The organism is Azospirillum palustre (genome assembly GCF_002573965.1).
GTDB lineage: Bacteria > Pseudomonadota > Alphaproteobacteria > Azospirillales > Azospirillaceae > Azospirillum > Azospirillum palustre.
This window is the reverse complement of record NZ_PDKW01000039.1, coordinates 124,575-147,035: the sequence shown is the minus strand read 5'-3', so window position 1 is coordinate 147,035 and position 22,461 is coordinate 124,575. Positions and strand designations below refer to the sequence as shown.

At 62.5% G+C, this 22,461-nt stretch carries 19 protein-coding genes; 3 read left to right on the top strand and 16 right to left on the bottom strand.

Annotation, left to right across the window (positions count from 1 at the left end; all coding sequences use genetic code 11):
• Window positions 1–2 precede the first annotated feature (2 nt).
• From CRT60_RS06835 to CRT60_RS06815, 5 genes are all read right to left on the bottom strand, one after another.
• The gene (locus CRT60_RS06835; protein ID WP_244592325.1) at window positions 3–821 is read right to left on the bottom strand and encodes a PhzF family phenazine biosynthesis protein; all 819 of its coding nucleotides are present in this window, start codon (window positions 819–821) and stop codon (window positions 3–5) included.
• A gap of 55 nt (window positions 822–876) precedes the next feature.
• Window positions 877–1,902, bottom strand: a complete 1,026-nt coding sequence (locus CRT60_RS06830; RefSeq protein ID WP_098735689.1) for a threo-3-hydroxy-L-aspartate ammonia-lyase — start codon at window positions 1,900–1,902, stop codon at window positions 877–879.
• A gap of 43 nt (window positions 1,903–1,945) precedes the next feature.
• Entirely contained in the window at window positions 1,946–2,380 is a 435-nt protein-coding gene (locus tag CRT60_RS06825) for a GNAT family N-acetyltransferase (protein ID WP_098735688.1), read from the bottom strand.
• A 4-nt stretch (window positions 2,381–2,384) separates the two neighbouring features.
• A complete protein-coding gene (locus CRT60_RS06820) occupies window positions 2,385–2,636 on the bottom strand; it encodes a DUF1127 domain-containing protein (RefSeq protein ID WP_244592324.1) in 252 nt (83 codons plus the stop codon).
• A gap of 346 nt (window positions 2,637–2,982) precedes the next feature.
• On the bottom strand, window positions 2,983–3,492 hold the full coding sequence (locus tag CRT60_RS06815; RefSeq protein WP_098735686.1) for a hypothetical protein: 510 nt from the start codon (window positions 3,490–3,492) through the stop codon (window positions 2,983–2,985).
• A 185-nt stretch (window positions 3,493–3,677) separates the two neighbouring features.
• Here CRT60_RS06815 and CRT60_RS35560 point away from each other — a divergent pair, with 185 nt between their 5' ends.
• The gene (locus tag CRT60_RS35560) at window positions 3,678–4,109 is read left to right on the top strand and encodes a hypothetical protein (protein ID WP_143273145.1); all 432 of its coding nucleotides are present in this window, start codon (window positions 3,678–3,680) and stop codon (window positions 4,107–4,109) included.
• Window positions 4,110–4,525: 416 nt separating this feature from the next.
• On the opposite strand, the gene CRT60_RS35555 is transcribed toward CRT60_RS35560, so the two are convergent.
• The 6 genes from CRT60_RS35555 to CRT60_RS37485 all read right to left on the bottom strand — a co-directional run bounded on the left by CRT60_RS35555 (window position 4,526) and on the right by CRT60_RS37485 (window position 12,162).
• A complete protein-coding gene (locus tag CRT60_RS35555) occupies window positions 4,526–4,741 on the bottom strand; it encodes a hypothetical protein (protein ID WP_143273143.1) in 216 nt (71 codons plus the stop codon).
• A gap of 267 nt (window positions 4,742–5,008) precedes the next feature.
• Window positions 5,009–7,633 carry a DEAD/DEAH box helicase family protein gene (locus tag CRT60_RS06810; protein WP_098735685.1) on the bottom strand — a complete coding sequence of 875 codons (2,625 nt, stop codon included), beginning with the start codon at window positions 7,631–7,633 and terminating at the stop codon, window positions 5,009–5,011.
• Window positions 7,630–9,450 carry a site-specific DNA-methyltransferase gene (locus CRT60_RS06805; protein WP_143273140.1) on the bottom strand — a complete coding sequence of 607 codons (1,821 nt, stop codon included), beginning with the start codon at window positions 9,448–9,450 and terminating at the stop codon, window positions 7,630–7,632. Before CRT60_RS06805 ends, CRT60_RS06810 begins: the two co-directional genes overlap by 4 nt.
• A gap of 766 nt (window positions 9,451–10,216) precedes the next feature.
• Window positions 10,217–10,981, bottom strand: coding sequence for a hypothetical protein (locus tag CRT60_RS35550; RefSeq protein ID WP_143273137.1), 765 nt, complete (start codon window positions 10,979–10,981; stop codon window positions 10,217–10,219).
• Window positions 10,968–11,303 carry an HNH endonuclease gene (locus CRT60_RS37745; protein WP_425290403.1) on the bottom strand — a complete coding sequence of 112 codons (336 nt, stop codon included), beginning with the start codon at window positions 11,301–11,303 and terminating at the stop codon, window positions 10,968–10,970. The genes CRT60_RS35550 and CRT60_RS37745 overlap by 14 nt, the downstream gene beginning before the upstream one ends.
• A gap of 580 nt (window positions 11,304–11,883) precedes the next feature.
• Entirely contained in the window at window positions 11,884–12,162 is a 279-nt protein-coding gene (locus CRT60_RS37485) for a hypothetical protein (protein ID WP_143273134.1), read from the bottom strand.
• A 221-nt stretch (window positions 12,163–12,383) separates the two neighbouring features.
• Between CRT60_RS37485 and CRT60_RS06790 the strand changes: the two genes are divergently transcribed.
• Entirely contained in the window at window positions 12,384–14,381 is a 1,998-nt protein-coding gene (locus tag CRT60_RS06790) for an AAA family ATPase (RefSeq protein WP_161957994.1), read from the top strand.
• 824 nt (window positions 14,382–15,205) lie between these two features.
• Here the strand turns inward: CRT60_RS06790 and recD2 are convergent.
• The 5 genes from recD2 to CRT60_RS06765 form a co-directional block, all read right to left on the bottom strand.
• On the bottom strand, window positions 15,206–17,389 hold the full coding sequence (recD2, locus tag CRT60_RS06785) for an SF1B family DNA helicase RecD2 (protein WP_098735682.1): 2,184 nt from the start codon (window positions 17,387–17,389) through the stop codon (window positions 15,206–15,208).
• A 54-nt stretch (window positions 17,390–17,443) separates the two neighbouring features.
• Entirely contained in the window at window positions 17,444–17,944 is a 501-nt protein-coding gene (locus tag CRT60_RS06780; RefSeq protein ID WP_244592322.1) for an SDR family NAD(P)-dependent oxidoreductase, read from the bottom strand.
• 185 nt (window positions 17,945–18,129) lie between these two features.
• Window positions 18,130–19,098, bottom strand: a complete 969-nt coding sequence (locus tag CRT60_RS06775) for a zinc metalloprotease HtpX (RefSeq protein ID WP_161957993.1) — start codon at window positions 19,096–19,098, stop codon at window positions 18,130–18,132.
• Window positions 19,099–19,428: 330 nt separating this feature from the next.
• Window positions 19,429–19,926, bottom strand: a complete 498-nt coding sequence (locus tag CRT60_RS06770; RefSeq protein WP_098735680.1) for a YciE/YciF ferroxidase family protein — start codon at window positions 19,924–19,926, stop codon at window positions 19,429–19,431.
• A gap of 273 nt (window positions 19,927–20,199) precedes the next feature.
• Complete coding sequence (locus CRT60_RS06765) at window positions 20,200–21,234, bottom strand: aldo/keto reductase (protein WP_098735679.1); 1,035 nt, start codon at window positions 21,232–21,234, stop codon at window positions 20,200–20,202.
• A gap of 155 nt (window positions 21,235–21,389) precedes the next feature.
• Between CRT60_RS06765 and CRT60_RS06760 the strand changes: the two genes are divergently transcribed.
• The gene (locus CRT60_RS06760; RefSeq protein WP_204561771.1) at window positions 21,390–22,292 is read left to right on the top strand and encodes a LysR family transcriptional regulator; all 903 of its coding nucleotides are present in this window, start codon (window positions 21,390–21,392) and stop codon (window positions 22,290–22,292) included.
• Window positions 22,293–22,461 lie beyond the last annotated feature (169 nt).

The following is a 22,461-nucleotide window of genomic DNA, read 5'->3' as shown; positions in this document are numbered from 1 at the left end:
CCTCACACCCGGATCGAGCCTTCGAGATACAGCACCGCCTGCCCGCCGATCTTCACCCGGTCGCCGGCCAGTTCGCACAGCAGCTCGCCGCCGCGGGCCGAGACCTGACGGGCCTTCAGCACCGTCTTGCCCAGCCGCTCCGCCCAATAGGGCGTCAGCATGCAGTGGGTGGAGCCGGTGACCGGGTCCTCCGGAATGCCCTGGGCCGGGGCGAACAGCCGCGACACGAAATCGACCCCGTCCTCTCCCGAGGCATCGCCGGGGGCAGTGACGCAGACCGCCCACATGTCCAGCTTCGACAGCAGCGCCATGTCCGGCGTCAGCGCCCGCACCGCGTCGGCCGACTCGTAGACCACCAGATAGTCGCGCCCGCTCAGGATCGCGACCGGGGCCGGTCCGCCCAGCGCCGCCAGCAGGGTGGGGTCGGGGCTCTCCGCCGGCTGGGGCGGGCGGTTGGGGAAGTCCAGCGTGTAGCGGTCGCCGTCGCGGGTGACCGTCAGCGTGCCGGCCTGCCGGGTGGCGAAGTCCATGCGCGCGCGGCCCGGCTCCAGGATGGTGGAGATGACGAAGGCGGTCGCCAGCGTGGCATGGCCGCACAGTTCGACCTCCACCGCCGGGGTGAACCAGCGCAGTTCGAACTCCGTGCCGCTGCGGATGAAGAAGGCGGTCTCCGCCAGATTGTTCTCCGCCGCGATGGCCTGGAGCTGCGCATCGGGCAGCCAGGACTCCAGCGGCACCACCGCCGCCGGGTTGCCGGCGAAGACGCGGTCGGTGAAGGCATCGACCTGATAGATGGGCAGGCGCATGGCTTTCCCGGTCATGAATGGGGATCCCTTACGTCTTGGGGGAACTCGGTTCCCGGAAAGAGGAGGAAACTCAGCCCGCTACCAGCGCGGCGAAGCGGGCGAGGTCGACGTTGCCGCCGGTGACGACGATGCCGACACGCTTGCCACGCACGTCAAACTTGCCGGACATCACCGCGGCGGCGGCGAGGCAGCCGGTCGGCTCGACCATCATCTTCATCCGGCTGGCGAAGAAGCGCATCGACTCGACCAGCTGGTCGTCGGTGACGGTCACGATGTCGTCAACCAGCCGCTGGATCACCGGGAAGGTCAGCTGGCCGACCGCACGGCTCTGGGCGCCGTCGGCGATGGTCTTGGGCGCCTCGATGCGGACGATGGCGCCGCTGCGCAGGCTCTGCTGGGCGTCGTTGCCGGCTTCCGGCTCGACCCCGACGACGCGGCAGCCGGGGTTCAGCGTCTTGGCGGCGATGACGCAGCCGGACAGCAGCCCGCCGCCGCCGGTCGGCACCACCAGCAGGTCGAGCGGCCCGCCTGTCCGTCCCGCCTCCTCGATCAGCTCCTTGGCGACGGTGCCCTGGCCGGCCATCACATGCGGATGGTCGAAGGGCGGGATCAGCACGCCGCCCCGCTCCTCCAGCACGCGGGCGACGGCGGCGTCAGGCGGCTCGGCATAGCGGTCGTACAGCACCACGTCGGCGCCATAGCCGCGCGTCGCCGCCAGCTTGGCCGCCGGGGCGTCCTCAGGCATGACGATGGTGGACTTCACCTTCAGCATCGACGCCGCCAGCGCCAGCGCCTGGGCATGGTTGCCCGACGAATAGGCGACGACACCCAGCGCGCGCTGCACCGGGGTGAAGCGCGACACCGCATTGTAGGCGCCGCGGATCTTGAAGGCGCCGGTGCGCTGGAAATTCTCGCACTTGAACAGCAGCTCGCCGCCGGTCAGCGTGTCGGCGGTGCGGCTGGTCAGCACCGGCGTGCGATGGGCGACGCCGGCGATCCGCTCCGCCGCTCCCGCCACGTCGGCATAGGAGATGGCGAGGCCGGCAGTGTCGATTGTGCTGTCGGCCACGGCGCTGTTGCTCATGATATCGGGCATGGCGGCGGTGCTCCCCCTCCCCCCGGTGTCTTCGTCCGGGGTCTTATTCCAGATCGGTGAACAGGAAGGCCTGCTCGTGCCGCTTCAGCCCGGCCTGCTCGTAGAAGCTGATGGCCTTGGGTGCGGACAGCAGCAGGCACATGGTGCCCGGTCCCACCGCGTCGCGGGTGCGGCGCATCAGTTCCTTGCCGATGCCGTGCCCCTGCAGGGCACGGTCGACGGCGAGATCGGACAGGTAGCAGCAATAGACGAAGTCGGTGATCGAACGGGCGACGCCGACCAGCCGGCCTTCGTGCCTTGCGGTGATGATCAGGCCGGCGTTGCGCAGCATCGCCTCCACCCGGGGGCGGTCGCCCACGGGCCGGCGTTCCGCCAGCCCGGAGCGTTCCAGAACGTCGATGAACGCGTCCGCGCTCAGCTCCGGTTCGACCGCATAGTCGATTTGAACGGATTGTCCCTGAATGGATTTGCCGGCCATCGTCTCATCCCCGCCAGAACGGCTTCGACACCTCCTGCTCCGCCTCGGACCGGCTGATTCCGATGTCCTTCAGCAGATAGTCGTCGAGCCCCATCAATGCCTGACGTTGTTTGCGCCGTTCCATCGCGGAAAACAACACGTCGAGCAACCGCCAGAGGGGACGGCGGGCGACACGGGTGACGCGGTTGGCGGCCGGAACGGCGCTCTGAGCTGCCGTGTAAAGGCCGGAACTGCGGGTCACATCGGTCTGGCGCATCGGATCCTCCATAATCTGGCGCACAACGCTCGAACAATCGAGACAATCAGGATTATGGAGACGAAATCAGCGGGGTCAAATGGAACATTGTCACCATTACATTTCCGATATCGGATGTATCTTTTCGGCCACAGGCCGGCATGGGTGTCCCGCGACATGATTAATGAGACAACGACAGAGATAGTGAGACAACGCGACAGAATTAATGAGACTCCTGGGTTTTGAACGCGCTCGCGACCGTCGGGCGGAACGCAGCACACGGCGCCGGAGCGTTCGGCGCCACAAGGGGTACAATCTGCGGCCTCGAAATGAGTTGTCACGCCGAACAGTCAGCGTCGGCCAAGTATCAAGCTCGCGGCGAAGTCCCCTGCACGACCGGCATCCGTTCGATGGCGAACCGCGCACCCATCGGATCGCGTTCGTTCATGCGGACCAGGCTCTCGTAGCAATGCCGGGCCGTCGCCAGGTCACCGGCTTCCTCGCAGGCCTGCCCCAACGCGTAGATCGCCCGCATGTACGGCCGCGTGCCCGGGAAATCCCACCAGGACATTTCCCTGCCGTATTCCTTCTCGACCGGCGTCCAAAGCCTGCTGCCGACCTTAACGGCGCGCTTCAGCACCTCAAGCCTGCATTCCTTGTCCGAGGTGATGTACTCGGCTTTGGCAACCAGTGCCTCGATGTTGTCCGGGTCGGCCTCTAGCGCCAACTTCACAGACGCCAGACGTTGCATCCCCGAGGCCTCCCCCATGGCAGCCACGTACTCATCGCCGGGGCTTTCCACATAGGGGCCGAGCGCTCCGTAGGCGATAATCGACGCAGACTTAAAGGCATAAGGATTCAAAATTTTTCGTTGCATGTCGGCGATCTCTTGGTAGAGGAGCCCCTTCCAGGGCCTTACTCAAGGATTCCTTCTCAGCAGGCAAGACACAAGCCGTCGTCCACACCTGCATGTCCACGGCTGCACTAGAAAGGAGCCAACAGCTCCTTGCCATTGTACGCGTATAAGGGCAGCATCCCACCCCCACAGCAAGGAGTTGAAGAATGGGCACATCGTTCGAAATACCGACAGTCGGGCGCGGGTGGAGCATACTTCTAGGAGACAGCGAGGCATGGTTCTGCCGAGGCATGTCGGGAAATCTGCTAGGCCCCTATCCCACCCCATTTGAAGCGGCCGGAGCCCTAATTCATGATCATGAGCTTTGGCTCAATCAACAGCTTCACGGCAATGAAGCAGACGCTTTCTCACGTTTGCTGCCAGACAACTTTTATGCCGCTGGTTTCTCAGAAGGCATGACAGATCCAGCCGACGATTTACAGTGCTGGCGGGTGCCGCTCCGATCTTTCTCCAGAAACTTCCCTAAAGAAATGTTCCTGCTGACTAACGAGGGGACCGTCACGCCCGACCGATACAGAACTCTTGAAGAGGTCACTGCCGCTCTTTCCTACATTAGGAATGAGATGAGTCCTATCTAAGTCCGGAGGGCAGCAAGGCAGCTGAGATTTCGGGCACAGCTTGTCCTTCTTCAACCAATCGACCAAACGGTCTGCTTTTTGGTTAACCGGATGGTCAGGCTTCACCCAGCTGCCAGCCCCATGAACGGCTTCATGTTCTCTGCCCTCGGCAAGGGCGGTCTGTAGATGTGTGGCGAGTTCCTGGACTACTGGATCGCTCGAACCGGCTGCTTCCGACACCGGGGCACGGGACATTGAGACTTCAAGAGCCCTCAGTTGTCCCATCTCGACTAGCAGTCGGCAAGCTCCCAACCGTACCAGCAGTTGGTTTGGACGTTTCCTGCTCATAGTGCCCTCCCTACGTTTCCTCCTTTATTCTGGATCGGCTGACCTGCCGCCGGGAAGATCGTTGATACCTAATATGTGCGTTTGCCGCCTCATGCATCCCGTCCCTCGCGCTGAGCGCTCTTGCCACCAAGGGTTCGTTTCACGCTGCGCTTTTGGTTCGTTGATATTTTGCGCAACCAATCATTGAACGCAAACCCACAGGATGTGACGCCCAGCTTCATGCTTCCACCGTCACCATCCACGACGGAGAGAGCGATGTCGGAGTACCAGAATGTCACCGAGCGCACGAGCCGGGAGGTCGCCATGATGAAAAGCCTCCTGGAACTTCAGATCGGTCGCCAGAGCACCCTGCGCGAGCGCTAGGCCACCTTCGTACGCAGCCTTATTGAAGCCGACCTGCCGATGCGCACGAGTGAACGCCAGCGTATGGCCGAGAACCTGCACACCATCATTGAAGCCGCCTGCACCGCCACCGCTCCCGGCCGCCGCGCCCGAGTCACCAACCCCAAAGCCACGTGTCGAATAAGCGGAAAGAGATGCCTCCTCGAGGAGGCATCTCAAGGGTAATGCGCTCACTGGGTGTAAACGAGGTCGCTGATTTTGAATCGCTCCCCATCGGCCAGCCGCTCAATGTCGGCACGGTATACGGCCTTAATCCAGTCGCCAACTTCGTCCCTGTAGACCATCAGGGCGGACTTGTAGCGAGCGTGCTCGGATCGAACCTTGTCGGTGTTCCCGCGGCTGAACAAGCGTCCAGTCCTGCCATCGTCCTTCACCTCGGCCAGCGCGATGTTGTCCTCCGACTTCCGCCGAGCATCCACCCCGATGACAAAGTCCGGGTAGTGCAGCCGTCCATTCGGCAGGACGATGGAAACCGCCCAGCGGGTATTTTCAACGTTGCGCAGCCACCACAAGACCGTCCCGGTCGTGTCAGCATCCAGCAAATCGGCGAACGCCCGCTCCTCACGGTTCATAGTCGACGGAAACACCCCATACACGGACTTTGCCGATCGTTGCAGAGTGCCCATTGCTTCGATGTGATCGGGAATGTCGACGTCCTGATGGATCTCGACCACGCTGGCGAGACAGGACCGGCAAGCGTCGTGGAGGAGAGACGGCCGGGTCATTGCGATGAGATTCACCGCCCTGCGCAGGTCCTTCTCCTCGACCTCTTGCCCTCGGTCATCGAGCTCACGCCGGAGGCGATTGACCAATGCAGGCCTGAGTTCGCGCTCGTCGATGCCATCATTGAACCGGAAGGCCATCTGGGCTTCTTGAGCGATCCGGACATTGGAAATGGGAACGCTCTGTGTCCCGACCAACACCTCGTGGCCGAAGACTTCCTCCTCGGTCACGACCACCTTGCCCTTGGTACGGTTCACAAGGTTCACGACGGCATCGTCGATCTGAATGCGCTCGGCGATGCAGGCCACCAACCCGTCCATTGTGCGCGGTTTCACCTCGCGCGAGAGGCGCCGGGGAAACGTGATGTCAGTCCGCAGAGGATAGCGATGCACCTTGAAACTCGAAGTGCCAGGATCGGCGCTGGACAGCCTCTCCTTCCCGGCGCTGCGAGCGAGGGACGGCTCGGGAGCCTCGAGAATGAAGTCGAGCGCCGACTGGACCCGGAGCGCCGCCGCGCGTTGCACCGTTTCCTTGGCGTGTCTGCCCGACGATTCGGGGTCCGATGTGGACTCGGGCTCTTCATGAACGTCTTCGTGGGCACTTGCGGCTTCCTGGGCGCCTTTGTCTCCTGAAGCCGGTGTGGGCGGAATCAGGAGTTCCGCGAAGCCGGACCGCGGATCGAACAGGGCCGCCTTCGACGACCCGAAGTCAACAACCACGACGTTGTCGGTGACCGTTTCGATGCTGTCCTGAATGGTCTTGAGTTCCTCGGCCGCCGCAGTCATCGCAACCTGCTGGTCTGGGTTGGCGAGGAACACGTAGCCATGATCTAGGATATGGTTCGGCAGACGAGGCGGTTCCGACGCGAAGGCGTGCAGGTGCTGAACCCGGGGGTGGACGCGCATAATGCGCCCAAGAACCTGAAGGCCGAACTCCTCGCCCACCGATTTGCGCAGCGACACCAGCGTCCAAGCGCGCGGGGCGTCGAAGCCCGTCGCGGCCGCCATTTTGAAGATCAGAACTTCCTTGGTTTCGTCGTAGGCCAACGTATGGAAGTAAGGGTCCGGCTCACTCGAGGTGTGCCAACCGATTGCCGAATCGGGAACCTTCAGCGTCTTCAGGAAGGTGACGACCTGCTTGACCCGGTCGTCCTCCCCCTCCTTGTCGTTCTCGACCTGGATCAGCAGCAACGGGGTGAGATCGACACCCTCGTCCTTTAAAGCGCGCTTGATGGCCAAGTGTCGTTCCCATCCGGCGTAGATGGCGACCTCTTCCATGTCGAACAGGTTCTTGTCCTTCTCCTCGGCCCGGAAGTGGACCGCGCGGACGCCAGGCTTGTTGAGGCAAGCCCGAACGACCTCCTCCCGGCCGACCTCTACGCGATTCGGCGTGCCGATGCGTGCGATCTTCGCGAATCGCTCGAGCTCCTCGTCCCGGGGCGTCGCGGTCGCAAGGATCGTGAAGTCCGGCTGGAGAACGTCGAGGTAGAACTCCGCCGCCCGTCGCGCACCGGTACCGAAGTTGAGGTGAGCCTCGTCGATGACCACGCCGATGTACCAGCCATCGGCGCGGAGGGCGGCGATGAACAGATCGACGCCCGCCAGCGTCTCCAGGTTCCTCCGGGCCTTCTTCGCGTCCTTCTTCGCGGATGCTACGCTGGCCCAAGTCGCAATGAAGACATCGCCATCTTTGGTTACCTTGAGGTGACGGTCGGTCTTCAGGTCACGCATCCGAATGCTGCGGCACTGCGAGCGCAACGCGTCTTGCGTCTGCGTGACCAAGCCGGAATACGGTGTGAACCAGAACCAGCAAGTCTTTCGGGGCAGCCCGCCTACCATGCGTTCCAGGGTCCGGCCGACAGTGAGGGTCTTCCCGCTGCCTGTTGGCGCCCGCAGAAGGGTGACACCCTGCGCCTTGGCGATGTCCCGGCGCCGGTCGCGAGCAGCCTCCATTTTCGCTGCGGTGTCGCGCACGACGTTCAAAATGGTATCCGACGCTTTCGTCTGAAATTTCCGGAGCGGCAGCAGGGACGGTCCTCCGACAAGGGAGGCGATAGCGGCTTCGGCGGTCATGCGTGGAACCTCTTCATGAACTCGTCCGGCACCGCTCGGACTTCGATGCTGTTGCTGCCACGGAACGCATCTACGACGAGGCCTGGCGTCCAGGTGTAGACAAAGACGCTGTGGTCGGCCGCGAGGCGGCGCAACATATCCTCGGCCTCTTGGGTGAACTTATTACAGTAGGCAACCGCCACCCGGTCGTCGGTGATGGCAGCGTTGACCACCCTGCCCGTGTCGAGCGGCACGATGGGCAGGTCATGCATCGCCAGGATGGAAACCCAGATCTGTTCCGGGGTGAAATCGTAAGCAATGTCCTCTAAGGCGATTCGCTCGGCTCGCAGGTACGCGAAGTCTCCGCCGAGTCCCTCGGTGCCGTTGAAGCCCCCGATGACCTTCCGGATCCGGGCAGCGCAGACATCGCGGCAAAGGTTTCGATTGGGGTCTTCACCAGTTTTCTCGCGCGAGGAGACCAGGATGAACCGACGGTCGTCACCATCCTCAGCGTTTAGAGCCAATAAAGCATGGCCGGTCGTACCCGACCCGGCGAAGAAGTCGAGCACGATGTCCCCGTCGGATGCCACCTGCTTCAGCAGGTCGGTCATCAACGACAGCGGTTTTGGATAATCGAACACCTTCTCGCCGAACATCTTGTTCAGGAGCGTCGTTCCCTCTTCGCCCATGAGCGAGGACAATTCGATCAAACCGACTTCAGCACCGTGCTCATCCACCTTCGTGCGAACCCAGCTGGAGACTGGGCTGAACTCCGACTTGAGCTCGGACTTGTGGCGCCGGTATTTGGGGCTGCCCCAGCCGACAGTTTTGCCGACCCAGAATTCAAGGTTTGGCAATCCCTGACGGAGTACCGGGACACCCCCACGGAACGGCACGTCACGACGGTCGATGGCGTCGAGAAGTTCGTCCATCGTATTCCAGACGGCTGTGCGCTCACCAACGGGAAAGATCACCTTGTTATCGGCAATCAGATCCTCCATCGACGCCTTCTTGAGCTTCTGCCCCTTCTTCAGGAAATGCTTACTCCCGAAACGCCAGACACCGTTCGGATTGCAGGGATACCAGATGCCCGTCTTGGGATCGTGAAGTGGATAGTAAGCGTTGCCCGCGCGCTTATCGGTGTACTTGACGGAGACCGTCAGGTTGTCGGCGAACCAGTCGCCTCGCGGGTCGTTGTCCGAATTGGAATAATGCGCGAGTGCCTTCCGGTTGCCCCCGAAGCGGAACTTCGGACCGCCGTAAACTAGGACGTGCTCGTGGTTGACCGAGAAATAGCAATCTCCGGCATCGTTCCCGCCGATGCGTGAGCGCCAAACGAAGCTCCCCTTGCGCATTCCGGGGAAGACCTCTTCCATCAGCAGATCCAGCTTCGACCGGTTATCGTCGCTGATAGAGACGAGAACGACACCGTCCTCGGTCAGAAGGTCACGAGCCAGCATTAGACGCTGGTAAAGCCACTCCAGCCAGGTCGATTGCGGGTACCGGTCATCGGGGCAGCCGAAGTCATCGTTGTAGACCCAATCCTTGTTGCCGGTGTTGTACGGGGGGTCGATGTAGATGACCTTGATCCGGCCGGTGTGGGTCATCCTCAGCCAGCGAAGGGCGTCGTAATTGTCCCCTTCAATGATCAGGTTCCGGTATGGCGCGCCTCCAGCACAACTATCAGAATCGGCGAGGTTCATCGTCACGAAGTCAGCGTTCATGGCGGAGTCCGGCAGATGGTCCCTGCGCTCCCAAACCAACCCGAGCTTGCTCTGTGCATCGCGTTTCACGAGTAAGTTGACCAATTGCTCGTGCGACAAATCCGTGTACTTCAAGTCAGCCCCCTTAGCGGCGCATTCCCTCCAGCGCGCAATGCGCGCATGGAGTATTATCGCCCGGCCGAGGTACACCTATCAAGCATATCATCACAACAAAAATGTAGACTTAAAGATGTGCATCTGTTCGTAAAAAGCGTTGACAGTGCAGTAAGCATGCTAGAGTTCTCGCATTTGCGGGTGACGAGCCGGTCACCGGCAGGAATGAAGCTAACGCCTGAGACCATATCGAATGCATGATGGCGCGCCATCCATACCGGGGAGGCTCCTGCGCACCTCCGCCGACGGAACCCTGGTGGAAATGCTGACCAAGCTCGGCCATGTCCTGCCCGTCGGCTGCCGCCCGGACCTCTGATGTCCCGCTCAACATGTCGACAGGAGAGCATCCGATGGAAATGGTCGAGAATAAACTGCTGCCGGTTATCTGATCCTGACGGACACCGAGGGACGGCGCTAAGCGGGCCGCAAAATTGGCTCTTCAGCGACCGTGCTGTTGCAGCCTCAAGGTATCGGGAAGTTAACCCAATTTTCGACAACTCCGAAAACTCGCCATCCGAACCTATACAAACCGAAAGCTGCATGTTGTGAGGAGGGCATCACAGATATACAGCCCGGAATTTTTTAAGCATCCCGCATCCTACGCGCGACTAATTGCTTCAAGATGTCCATGCTCCAGACTTAGAAACCTTGGTCATGATCGCGTGCGTGTTGGGCACGACCTCCGACAGCCTGCTGATCTACGACAAGGGTTCAGAACCCGATCAAGTCAGGATTGTTCTTGAGGCGTGGTTTCTTTCTGCTGCACATGCTCTGGTAAGGCTTTGGTGTTTTTCACCTGAGGGCGGCAAGAGGGGGAGGTGACAGGCACCTCCCCCTCTGAGATAGCCGAGCCCTGCCTCGCCGAGGCTTGACATGCCAGAACACGCCCTGCCGGATCCGAGCTTACAATTTCTGTATTCGCCACGGCCTCTACAGAAAACCGGCCATAGCGGGGGCGGAAATCTCCAATACCGAGGAGATCGCCTCCTAATTTCAGCCACTCTTCAACAGAATTCGTGTCAACAACTGAGGGAAGGAATTTGATTTCTATAATCGCTTGCCAATTCGGAAACGCCGGTCGAGTACGCATTACACGCCCTTTTGGCGTCCGAACGGGCATGCGCAACTGGAACCTGGGATCTTTCCAGAGATCGTCCAGCGTGCTTGGCCCTTCGTAAACGAGCGGCGCATTGGCCGTGCAGATGAGGCCTGACCGGGCGTGCCCACCGCGCTTCCGGGTGCGGGCCGCGGCAGCGATCATCCCCTCGATGACATGCGCGGGGATACACGGTCGCCCATCATCCACCCAGACACTGCCGTGCCATTCGACTTGGGCCAAGCGTTCATGGTCGCTGATCGTCTTGTGTCGCTTTCCCGCGATAGCCGAGATCTCGCGTGAGTAGTCGTCCAGAGGATCGACAAGGCGACTGTTGCGCATCAACAGCGGCGCAACTCCGCAAAGGCGGAAACGCAAGGTTTCAGAGAACAACATGGCGCCATCCAGAGGTGCTGTCGATCAGCTGACGCTCCATGGGAGCGCCGACAGGAATGATGGGCGGCAGTCTCTTTCTCGAATATTTCCTCTTGCGTAGCTCTGCCGTAACCATCTCATGACAGTCGTAGCAGAGCGTCGTGAGGTCAGAAACACTCTCCTGTCCAAGTCGAACGTACGTCCGGTGGTGCACCGTCAATCTTTCTCGCCGGTTACAGAGCCGACAACGGCCACCAGACAGCCTGAGCTCGGCTAACCGGGCTGGGTTGGTCGACCACGCCGGGCTCTGAATGTACTTGCTGTACCGAGAGCTTCCCAACATCACCCCCATCAATTGGTGGACGCCGGTGCCGAGTCGCATGCCTTCTCTCCGCGACAAACCTATGTACCGCTTCGAAACAGGCTCAAGCAAGCATGAATCTTCTTATATAAGAAGATTAGTTCTTTTGGGAGAACCTATTTGGTGTGCCTGCATCTTCCGTTGGACATTCAGTCACAACTGGGAATCTTTAGGCGCATGTTGCCGAGCGCTAGCCAGATCCGGGCCGGGCGCGGGTTGCTCGGATGGTCTCGGACCGAACTCGCGTCCAGGGCCAGTGTTTCGAGCAAAACGCTCCAACTCATCGAAGACGAGGCGGTAAACCCGCGCGCTTCAACTCTTGAAGCCCTTGGCCATGCCCTTATCAAGGGCGGTGTTCTGTTTCTTACCCACAGCAAGTCAGGCGGAGAAGGCGTCCGACGTGCCCTATCCGAAGATCCTGAACTCGAATAGCGCCCACTCTCGATTTGGGTCACAGGCGGGTTCTGCGCAGCCGCAGGGCGTTGCCAACCACGGATACTGAGTTGAACGCCATCGTGGCAGCGGCGATCACCGGCAGCAGCGTCTAGCCGAACAGCGTGTTTCAGACGCCCGCCGTGACCGATACGCCGAGCGCGTTGAGATGAACGCCAGAACCGGTTTCTGCCAGATGTTCGCCCTGGTCGCCCGGTTCAGCATGCTGGTTATAGAGCCAAGGTAGGCACTCGCCTTGAACAGCCGCCACAAAGCGGAGGCTCAGGAATTTCGCGGCACCCTGTTCGGCGAAAAAGCCGAAAACTTGGCTTGGCAGGCGGCTGAAGCCGTACCGTTGCTCGGCAGCACTTTCCAAAACTTGGTTGCTGATGGAACAAAGCAGGAACATTATCCCGAAGCCGACATGGGGGAGGGATCAGGGTCAGGCAGACAGTTCGTAGCTCTTGAGCGAACTGTATGAGGACGGAACCCGTCGTCTGGTGACGCTGTCCTGCGGGCAGTTCCTGCCGGTGCCCCGCGCGCTTATCGAAGTCCTTGAGGAATTGAACTGACCAGCTTGCCAACGTTCCAACCGGCTCGAAAGACAACTCCATGGCTCCAACGAGCGACATGAGCAGCGGATTCACCACGAAGCTCCATGGCCCCACGGTGATGGATTCAGGCTTGGATGCCGCGGTCCGCGACGAAACGCCTGACGACCCAGCAGAGGCAGCGGCTTTCGAACTCCTCCGCCGCGCGCTGGACGCTGCACCGCAGCAGAAGGAAATATTGGCGGCCAACGAGCCCATGGCCGTGATTGTCGAGGTTCCCGCGGCTGAGTGGGTTGATCTCATATCTATAGTCTGGGGCGAACTGGTCTGGCCGGATCTAATCAGAGGCGCAACCGGTGATGCCTTAAAGCGGTCATTCGGTTGGGAGCCATTCGAGGGCTCCTGCTGGGTGGCATACAGCCGCGACGGTACTGAGAAGCATCATCGGCCGGATGTGGGGAACGAGGGGGTATCAGCGATTCTCGGTGCAGGATGCTCGGTCGTAGGATTTAGCCAGTCGCCCGAACGACACCTTCCACGTGCCCTGATCCAGGTCGCCGAAATTCGTGTCGTTGTCCCACAGATGGACAGAGAGGCTTTGACCATGGTGGTCGGCATGCTGACCGGCTGTCGTCCATCGGTTGAGATCCCCGATCGACTGCACAGCTTGATCACCATTGAGGACCTGCGTTTAGCTTGGCGCCCCGACCGGAACGCGGATGCCTATGCGGCTCGCTTGCTGCGGCTTCTCGAGCGCAAGGCCAATCTTCGTCCTCAGCTGACCCTGGACCAGATGCATGGAATGGATGAGGCGGTCGCCTGGGGAACAGCGCTGGCGCGCGATCTCGCGGAATTCCGGCGCGGTTGTCTAGCTTGGTCGACAGTCGACCGTGGCGCCCTGCTGTTCGGTCCACCCGGCACAGGCAAGACGACTTTCGCAAGGGCTCTGGCAGGGACGTGTGGCGTTCCGCTGATCTGCGGTTCCTTGTACCTGTGGCAGGCAGCTGGACACTTGGGCGACATGCTCAAGGCGATGCGTGCGACCTTCAACGAGGCGCGCGCCATGGCTCCGAGCATCCTGTTCATCGACGAGATCGACTCGTTCGGTGATCGGGCTTCCTTCATGCATGAATACAGGGATTACAGCACCCAGGTCGTAAACGGCTTCCTTGAAGAGCTCGACGGTGTCGGAGGACGTGAAGGCATTGTCGTGGTCGGCGCCTGCAACGCGCCGGATCGCATGGATCCAGCCATCCTCCGGTCGGGGCGGCTTGACCGAGCCATTCTTGTTCCGCGACCGAACCAGGAAGCGCTGGAGAGGATCCTTCGGCACCATCTTGGTGGTGACCTTCCGAACGTCGACCTTGCCGCCGCAGCGTTGCTGGCCCTGGGCGGCACCGGCGCTGACTGCGAGCGCTGGGTGCGCTGTGCTCGGAGACGTGCCCGTCATAGCAGCCGAGCAATGACAGGAGACGACCTGCTGGAGGAGATCCGCGGGACACGTCATGCCCGATCCACCGAAGAGGTCTACCGTTACGCCATTCATGAGGCTGGGCACGCACTGGTGCTGGCAGTCGAGCGTCCGGGCGCCTTGGTCATCGCTTCGATCCGGGAAACCGGAGATGCCCAAGGTGGTGTCGTGTCCGACCGTAGGCACCTGGGTCTCATGACACGCAAGGAGATTGCCGGAGAGCTCCGAATGCTGTTGGGCGGTCGTGCGGCCGAGGAGGTGGTCTTCGGCGACGTGTCGGCTGGAGCGGGTGGCAGCGCGGACAGTGACTTGGCACGGGCGACTGCTCTGGCGGTTTCGGCACTACACGCCTATGGACTTGACGATGGTGAAGATGGGCTGCTCTGGCGCGGCATGCCAACACCGGATGCATTGGCGGCGATGCTTACTGCCCGCCCAGACCTAGGCAGGCGCATCACCGCTATGTTGGCGACCGCCTATGCCGAGGCCAAAGACCTGATCACCATTCGCCGCAAAGATCTGGATGCCGTGGCCCAACTGTTGATCGATCGGGAGACGGTTGGCGGCAGGGAGATCGACGCGTTGGTCAGCGGCATGCGGATCTGACCGGCCGGTGTGTATCAGGCCTCAGTCCGTTTGGCCGGAAACGAGCGCTTGGCACTGGACCTTGTGAAAAGCAGCATTTATCGGCCGCTGCTGGGACGCCCAATAGGAGATGTCCGGGATGGCCCAGCGCCTGGATCGAGGAGGTCTCGTCGCCATGAGCTTCCCCAGCCGACAGAAGGCATCACGATGCCGGGGCGGACCCAGAGTCGACCGGTGCGCACGCTGCGGTCGGCGCCCGGATCAAGTATGGTTCGGACCCAATCCTCTGGATGGGCGGGACTGGTGGTCAATTTTCGAAATCGTAACGCTCTGCCCGGATTGCGTGGCTCGCTTGTGGCGCCGAGCGCCTGAGAAGGCAAACTGGGGTGACTATGATCAAGTCTGGGCGATGCTGCTACGCCATGCCGGTCTACTGGATGACCACCAGCGACGACCTCCGGGCACTCCAACCATGCTCGACTGAGACCACCTTCTGCTCCCGTTGGGAAAGCCTCCTCCGGAGGATCGTGTCTGTGCATCGACGACTGGGCCGCAACCCGACACATTCCGATGCACGAAGTCCTCGTCGGGCCGGTGACTGAAGCTCGCTGGACAGGGGGGAAGGTGGCCGCAGAACAGAATGCTGCGGCGCGGCGTAAATTTTCTTCATTCATATCAATGTATTATCTTGGGAAAACCGGTAAAATCATAGACTCTAAAGAGGGACCGTTGACGGTTAGGCAACTCTCGAGTTGTGCGCGCTTGGCGCACCGGCCACCCCCTTTGCTTTCACGGGTTCAAGGCCTGTACCACCCTTGGGCAAGATGAAGACCTTCCCGCAGCGGTCAGGCCGATTTTTCCAGAAGCCATTCGTTCAGCTTCGACCACCGGCGCCCCTCCTGCCGTGCCCGCACGGCCATTCCAATCGCCTTCCTTTGGCCCACGATGACGACCAACCTCTTCCCGCGGGTGACCCCGGTGTAGACGAGATTGCGCCTGAGCATCGTCCAATGTTGCATCGCCAGCGGAATGACGACGGCTGGGTACTCGGACCCCTGGCTCTTGTGGATCGTCGTCGCGTAGGCCAGTGACACCCGGTCCAGTTCGCCGAAGTCGTAGGGGACCTCCCGGCCGTCGAAGTCGATCAGCAGTTCGCTGTTCTCCGGATCCATCGCGGTGATGACTCCCAGGTCCCCGTTGTAGACCTCCCGCTCGTGGTCGTTCTCGGTCTGCATCACCTTGTCGCCGACGCAGTAGGTCCAGCCGAAGCGCTCGACCCGGACATCGCCCGGTGGGTTCAGGACCGCCTGGAGTTCCACGTTCAGCGACCGGGCGCCGAGGCCTCCGCGGTTCATCGGACAGAGCACCTGGACATCGCGCACGGGGTCCAGGCCAAAGCGCTTCGGAATGCGGTTCCGAACGACTTCGATGAGCTTGCGAACGCCGTCCTCGGGCTCCGCCGCCTCGACGAAGTAGAAGTCCGAGCCCTCTACGGGTGTCAGATCCGGCATCTGCCCCTGGTTGATGCGGTGCGCGTTGACGATGATGCGGCTGGCCGCCGCCTGCCGGAAAACCTCGGTCAGGCGCACCACGGGCACGGCGCCCGATGCGATCACGTCGGCCAGCACCTGCCCCGGCCCCACCGATGGCAACTGGTCGACATCGCCGACCAGGATCAGGGCCGACCTGTCGGGGGTCGCCTTCAGCAGCGCGTTCATCAGCGGCACGTCCACCATGGACGTCTCGTCGACGACGAGCAGATCGCATTCCAGCCGGTTCTCCTCATTGTGCTTGAAGCCTCCGGCAGCCGGATCGAAGGCGAGCATCCGGTGGATGGTCCTGGCCTCCATACCGGTGCTCTCCGAGAGTCGCTTGGCCGCCCGGCCGGTCGGGGCGCACAGCAGGATCCGGATGTGCTTGGCGGCCAGGATCTTCAGGATGGAGTTGACCAAGGTCGTCTTGCCAACGCCCGGGCCGCCGGTGATGACCATGACCTTGGAAGCTAGGGCAAGCCGGACAGCTTCCCGCTGGCTCGGCGCCAGCGTCAGTCCGGTCTTCCCTGCCACCCACTCCAGCGCCTTCTCCATGTCGATGGCGGGCCAGGGCAGCGTCCCGGCCGCAAGCCTTCGCAGCCGGACGGCGATGGCCTGCTCGGCCCGGTACAGCCCGGCCAGGAAGACGCAGTCCCTGCCCTCCAGCTGGTCGGCTATGACGGTGCCGTCACGAAGCTCGTCCGCCAGCGCCTCGGCCACCAGATCGGTGCTGACTTCCAGGAGTTCGCTGGCCAGCTTCTCCAGTTCCTCCACCGGCAGGCCGCAGTGCCCCTCGTCCATCGCCTCGGCCAGGGCATAGCCGATTCCCGCCCGGACGCGGACCATGGCCGTCTTCTCGATGCCCAGCTTGGCCGCGATGGCATCAGCGGTCTTGAAGCCGATCCCGCGGATGTCCCTGGCCAGCCGGTATGGGTTTTCGGTGATGAGTTGGATGGCCTCCTGCCCGTAGGTCTTGTAGATGCGGACGGCCCTGGAGGTCCCGACGCCGTTGGCGTGCAGGAACAGCATGATCTCCCTGATCGCCCGCTGGTCGGCCCATCCTTTGACGATGCGGTCGGCCCGCCTGGGCCCGATGCCCGTGACCTCGCGCAGGCGACCGGGTTCGGCCTCGATGACGTCGAACACGGCCTCGCCGAACGCCTTCACCAGCTTCTTGGCGTAGACGGGACCGATGCCCTTGATCATGCCGGAGCCCAGGTATCTCTCGATGCCCTCGAGCGTGGTCGGCTGGGTTGCCTTCAGGAAGGTGGTCTTGAACTGGAGGCCGTGGGTGCGATCGTTGAACCAGCTACCGCTCGCCTGGATCCACTCCCCGGCCGAGATCATCGCCGCATGGCCAACGACGACAACCAAGTCCCGATGTCCGCGGACCTTCACCCGGAGCACGCAGAAGCTGGTCTCGGCGCTGTGGAAGGTCACGCGCTCCACCAGCCCGGCCAGGGACTCCGTCGATGACGCGATGGCTTGCCCGCTCATGCCGGGATTGTGCTGGATTCCCGACCGTCGGGCTAGCTGCACTTGCGAAAACGGTCATGCTGGCGAAGTGAGCGCCACGGCATCCGCACCGGCCGCAAGACTCATCGGACAGGATGGATCGTTCGCTACGCGCCACACCGCTTCCGCGACGTCGAGTCCCCGAGTGACAGTGGTGGACTGTTGCCAAGCTACGAAGACGCTCTGCGCCAAAGGCGCATACGGCTCGGGGATGAGGATGCGGGAACGGGCGCTTTCGCCGAACGACGTCTCCGGCGCCCGCCCCGGAAGCACCAGGTGCGCACGCACGTCGAAAGGCTCCAACTCCAGCGCCAGCGATTCGGTGAAGGCGTTTACCGCCGCCTTGCTGGCCGTGTAGACCGACAACAGGTGCAATGGCTTGACGGTCACGGCGGACGTGACGTTGATGATCACGCCCGATCTCCGCTCGCGGAACTGCGGCAGCCCCTCCGCGAACGCCATCAGGAAGATGATGACGCCAGCCCAGTCCGCATGCGTTTCGATAAAGGCCGCGAAATCTGGAAGCCACGTCAGCACGGTCTCTGCGCCCGCGTCGTCTCGCACCCCAATGGGTGCTGGCAGCAGGGGCCGGACCGGTGCAGGTCGATCATGACGAAGGCTGAATCCTTTCAGGGTTCCAGCAGTTCACACCTGAGCCCGGCGCCATGGCCGCACAAGACCGCGCTGTTCGGTTTATGGCGCGAAGACGAAAAGGACGGCGGTCAATGCCAAAGCCCGGACGCACGCCAGCGCGGCCGATGGGTGGGCGGCGCAAGGTGACCAGGAAGCGTGATCGACCGTGCCTCATTAGCCGGTTGTAGGGATGCGACCTGTTGAAGCGAGAGAAGGCGCTCGATACGCTCTTCGGTAGCCGGATGGGTGCGCAGCACGGACGGGTGGGGATTCCTCCGACCAGGGAACAGCATGCGCTCCCAGAAGCCCAGATCGTACCGCTGGAGCTTGGCCAGGGCGGAGGCCAGGCCCGCAGGGTCCCCGGTGATCGCAGCCGCGTCCAGGTCGGCGTCGAACTCCCGCGTTCGCGACAGAGTGAGTTGGATGAGCGTGTTGACGGTGGGTGCCCCAAGAAGCAGGGCGATCAGCAACCAGGGAAATCCCTCCTGCTCCACCAGCATCAACGGCAGGCTGAAGAACAGCAGGATGATGCCGGTGGTCGCCATGGCTCCCGTGACCCGGCTGATGATGTCAGCCAGCCCCATGATGAACAGGTCATGGTTCCGGACATGGCTGACCTCGTGGGCCAGGACGCCGACGAGTTCGCGCAGGTTCATGACCCTCAGGAGGCCATCCGTCAGGACGATGGCGCTGCTGCTCGCGGAGCCTACGGCGAACGCATTCGGCACCGGCGTCGCGAGGTAATGCAATTCGGGGATGCTGGGCAGCCCAGCCTGCTGGGCCAATACGGCGAGGCTCTCCTGGACCTGTGGAAGCTCGGATCGACGAAGACGGCGGGCTCCGTAGAGCCTCAGGATGACTTGAGGCGAAATGGATGGGCTGAACGCCAGCGCCATTCCGATGAGGAGGATAACCCACAGGATCCCTGCCGGTCCGAAGAGCAGCCAGCCGATGGTCGCGGCAAGCAGGGTCAGGCTCCCAACCAGCAGGATGGACTGCATTACGTTTCGGAGCTTGTGTCGACGAAGCTCCTGTTCATTGAGGTGGAGCGCGTACATGGTTGCCCGTGTTCCGGGTTTGCTATGCATGCAGATTTCGGAAAGGCCTACCGTCCGGTCAAGACAGCATGGCATCGTTGCGGCCTGTTCCAAGACCGAGGCCTCGGTCCAAGTTACCCCTGGCGTCGTCACGTCGCTGGACAATCGCAGGACATCGACAGGAAGACGCCTGCGGGGCCGGGCACATCAGCAAGCGCACGGGTTACGGTCATCCGTCCACCGCGAGACAGGCCGATGGGCTACGCGCGCACCCTTTCGCCGTCCTGCGCTGAGCGGGGGCACCATGGTGGCAAGCGGCGACCGCGCATCAGCACGGCCGCCGCCGACCGGTCACGCCGCCTTGAAGGCGCGCTGATTGACCTCGCCCTCGGCAAGCTGGGTCAGCTTCTCATCCGTCGCCTTTTCCTCGCTGAGGGTCTCATCAAGCAGCTTGGCGACATCCGTCATCCCGCACGTCTCCGCCAGCGTCCTGAGGGAGCCATAGCTGGCGATCTCGTAATGTTCGACCTTCTGTGCGGCCATGATCAGGGCGACATCGAGAACCTCCGGCGAGAGCCCCTGCTCCATGATCTCCTCGGCCTCCTCGATCAGCCCCTGGGTGGCTTCGCAGGTGTTGCCCGCGGGGTCGGCCTGGAGGATCTGGAAGATCTGTTCCAGACGCTTCACCTGCCCATCTGTCTCCTTGAGGTGGGTCTGAAATGCCTGCTTCAGCTGAGGAGATGACGCCGCGTCCGCCATCGCGGGCAGCGCCTCAAGGATCTGGGTTTCGGAACTGTATGCGTCCTGAAGTTCCTCGATGAGTAGATCCTTCAATGCTTCTTTGGACATGGGGGTGCTCCTGACGACTGTTTTCGGTAAAGGCGGTTGGCGAGGGCGCCCCAACCTCAACAGGGATGCAGCACATTCCTTGCGAGCAAATCCTCGGATTGGTCGTCGGTACAGCAAGCACCGGTTGATCGCCGTGATTGGACTGCGGGCTTCGGTGACCACAGGTGCGCTGCTGTTGGCGGCTGGAGAGCATCCGCACTGGACGCGCATCGCGGGGTCTGTGCTTGTCGTTACCGTTCCGACGGAATACGCCGCCAGGAGCATCCCATTACCTTAGATGGGCATCGGATTGAGCCGGGCGAAGCCTTCCTGCGTGCGGTACGGGTAATAGGGATAGGCGGGCATCACGTCGCTGGCCGCGTCGAGACGAGTGATCTGCCCGGGCTCGAGCGTCCAGCCGACGGCACCCAGATTGTCCCGCAGTTGCGCCTCGTTGCGGGCGCCGACGATCACCGAGGAGACGGTCGGCCGCGCGAGCAGCCAGGCGATGGCGACCTGGGGAACGCTGCGCCCGGTTTCGGCCGCCACGGCGTCGAGCGCGTCGACGATGCGGTAGAGGCGCTCCTCGTCGACGGGCGGCCCCCACTGGGCGGTGTCGTGGAGGCGGCTGCCCTGCGGGATCGGCTGGCCACGGCGGATTTTGCCGGTCAGCCTGCCCCAGCCGAGCGGGCTCCAGACCAGCGCGCCGACCTTCTGGTCGAGGCCAAGCGGCATCAGCTCCCATTCATAGTCGCGCCCGGTCAGCGAATAATAGACCTGATGCACGACATGGCGCGGCCAGCCATGGCGGTCGGCGATGGCGAGCGACTTCATCAGCTGCCAGCCCGCGAAGTTCGAGGCGCCGATGTAACGCACCTTCCCGGCACGGACGAGCGTGTCCAGCGTGTGCAGAACCTCCTCCACCGGGGTGAAGGCGTCGAAGGCGTGCAGCTGGAGCAGGTCGATGTAATCCGTCCCGAGCCGCTGGAGCGCCGCCTCCACGGCGCCGATCAGCCGATGACGGGAGACGCCCGCGTCGTTCGGCCCGTCGCCCATGGGCAACCCGGTCTTGGTCGAAATCAGCACCTTGTCGCGGCGCCCACGGATGGCAGCGCCGAGCACCTCTTCCGAGCCGCCGTCGGAATAAACATCGGCGGTGTCGAAGAGCGTGACGCCAGCTTCAAGGCAGATGTCGATCAGCCGACGGGCGTCATCGACGTCGCTGTTCCCCCAAGCCGAAAACAGCGGTCCCTTGCCGCCGAAGGTGCCCGTCCCGAAGCTGAGCGCGGGCACCTTGAGGCCCGAGGCGCCGAGTGTCCGGTACTCCATGTCTTATCCTTCCCTGATCGAGGCTGTCGCGGTCGCGCCAATTATGGCGGGTGTTGGGGGCGGCCGCCTGCCAAGGATATAGCCGACGGAGCAGCTGTGAATTAGGCTGCCTCTGGTCTCAGGACTTGTGACGCGGGGTCATCGTCGTGACGCGGATGGATGTCAACCGGGCGGCCGAGATGGAGGTCTTCGCGCGGGTCGTCGATCTCGGCGGGTTCACGGCGGCGGCCCGTGCCTGCGGCCTCACGCCATCGGGCGTCAGCAAGCTCATCATGCGGCTGGAGACACGACTGGACACGCGGCTGCTCCACCGGTCGACGCGCCGCCTTAGCCTGACGCCGGAAGGTCAGGCGTTCTATGCCCGCGCAGTGCGGATCCTGGGAGAGATGGAGGAGGCCGAGCGGGAAGCCTCGGCCGGTGCAACGCCGCGTGGACACCTGCGCGTCAATAGTAACGTCCCCTTCGGCATGCGCTACCTGATACCGCTGGTGCCCGATTTCCTGGCCGCCCATCCCGGTGTCACCATCGACCTCGTGCTGTCGGATGCGGTGGTCGACCTGATGGAAGAGCAGGCCGATGTCGCGATCCGGACTGGGCCGCTGCGCCATTCCAGCCTGATGATCCGCAAGCTGGGGAGCACCCGCATGGTTGTGGTCGCCTCCCCTGCCTACCTGGAGCGGCATGGGACGCCGGGACACCCGGCCGAGCTTGCCCGGCACAAGGGAATCGGTTGGACCTTCCCGCGGACCATCGGCGGCTGGCCCTTCCGGACCGACAACGAGATCCAAGAACACATGCCGCCCATCATCGCACGAGCGAGCGACGGGGAGGCCGCGCGCCTGCTCGCGCTGGGCGGCATCGGGTTGGCGCGACTGGCACGCTTCCAGGTGGACGCCGACATCGCTTCTGGTGCGCTGATGCCGGTGCTGGAGGATGTGCATCCAGGCAGCAGCGAAGACATCCACGCTGTCTATCTCGGAGGTCCAAGTCCCCTGCCTGCACGCGTACGCGCCTTTGTGGATTTCATGGCAAGCCGATGCCGCTTGACCGATAACTAGGGTACAATTTCCCATTTTTGTACCCTTACCGGTCTCCTGGCGCACCCGGCGGCTATGGCCGGTCCTCCGCCCTGCCACCTGACCTGAAACATCTAAATGGGAACCGGACAGCCGCTGCGGCCAGCGCTCGAAGGAGCCTGATTGCGCCATCCGCGAATGATGGCGCATA

Bases quoted from the DNA above. Each gene is read 5' to 3' on its own strand.
- CRT60_RS06835 (WP_244592325.1), bottom strand. From the start codon at position 821: ATGACCGGGAAAGCCATGCGCCTGCCCATCTATCAGGTCGATGCCTTC.
- CRT60_RS06830 (WP_098735689.1), bottom strand. From the start codon at position 1,902: ATGCCCGATATCATGAGCAACAGCGCCGTGGCCGACAGCACAATCGAC.
- CRT60_RS06825 (WP_098735688.1), bottom strand. From the start codon at position 2,380: ATGGCCGGCAAATCCATTCAGGGACAATCCGTTCAAATCGACTATGCG.
- CRT60_RS06820 (WP_244592324.1), bottom strand. From the start codon at position 2,636: ATGCGCCAGACCGATGTGACCCGCAGTTCCGGCCTTTACACGGCAGCT.
- CRT60_RS06815 (WP_098735686.1), bottom strand. From the start codon at position 3,492: ATGCAACGAAAAATTTTGAATCCTTATGCCTTTAAGTCTGCGTCGATT.
- CRT60_RS35560 (WP_143273145.1), top strand. From the start codon at position 3,678: ATGGGCACATCGTTCGAAATACCGACAGTCGGGCGCGGGTGGAGCATA.
- CRT60_RS35555 (WP_143273143.1), bottom strand. From the start codon at position 4,741: ATGGCGACCTCCCGGCTCGTGCGCTCGGTGACATTCTGGTACTCCGAC.
- CRT60_RS06810 (WP_098735685.1), bottom strand. From the start codon at position 7,633: ATGACCGCCGAAGCCGCTATCGCCTCCCTTGTCGGAGGACCGTCCCTG.
- CRT60_RS35550 (WP_143273137.1), bottom strand. From the start codon at position 10,981: ATGTTGTTCTCTGAAACCTTGCGTTTCCGCCTTTGCGGAGTTGCGCCG.
- CRT60_RS37745 (WP_425290403.1), bottom strand. From the start codon at position 11,303: ATGTTGGGAAGCTCTCGGTACAGCAAGTACATTCAGAGCCCGGCGTGG.
- CRT60_RS37485 (WP_143273134.1), bottom strand. From the start codon at position 12,162: ATGTTCCTGCTTTGTTCCATCAGCAACCAAGTTTTGGAAAGTGCTGCC.
- CRT60_RS06790 (WP_161957994.1), top strand. From the start codon at position 12,384: ATGAGCAGCGGATTCACCACGAAGCTCCATGGCCCCACGGTGATGGAT.
- recD2 (WP_098735682.1), bottom strand. From the start codon at position 17,389: ATGAGCGGGCAAGCCATCGCGTCATCGACGGAGTCCCTGGCCGGGCTG.
- CRT60_RS06775 (WP_161957993.1), bottom strand. From the start codon at position 19,098: ATGTACGCGCTCCACCTCAATGAACAGGAGCTTCGTCGACACAAGCTC.
- CRT60_RS06770 (WP_098735680.1), bottom strand. From the start codon at position 19,926: ATGTCCAAAGAAGCATTGAAGGATCTACTCATCGAGGAACTTCAGGAC.
- CRT60_RS06765 (WP_098735679.1), bottom strand. From the start codon at position 21,234: ATGGAGTACCGGACACTCGGCGCCTCGGGCCTCAAGGTGCCCGCGCTC.
- CRT60_RS06760 (WP_204561771.1), top strand. From the start codon at position 21,390: ATGGATGTCAACCGGGCGGCCGAGATGGAGGTCTTCGCGCGGGTCGTC.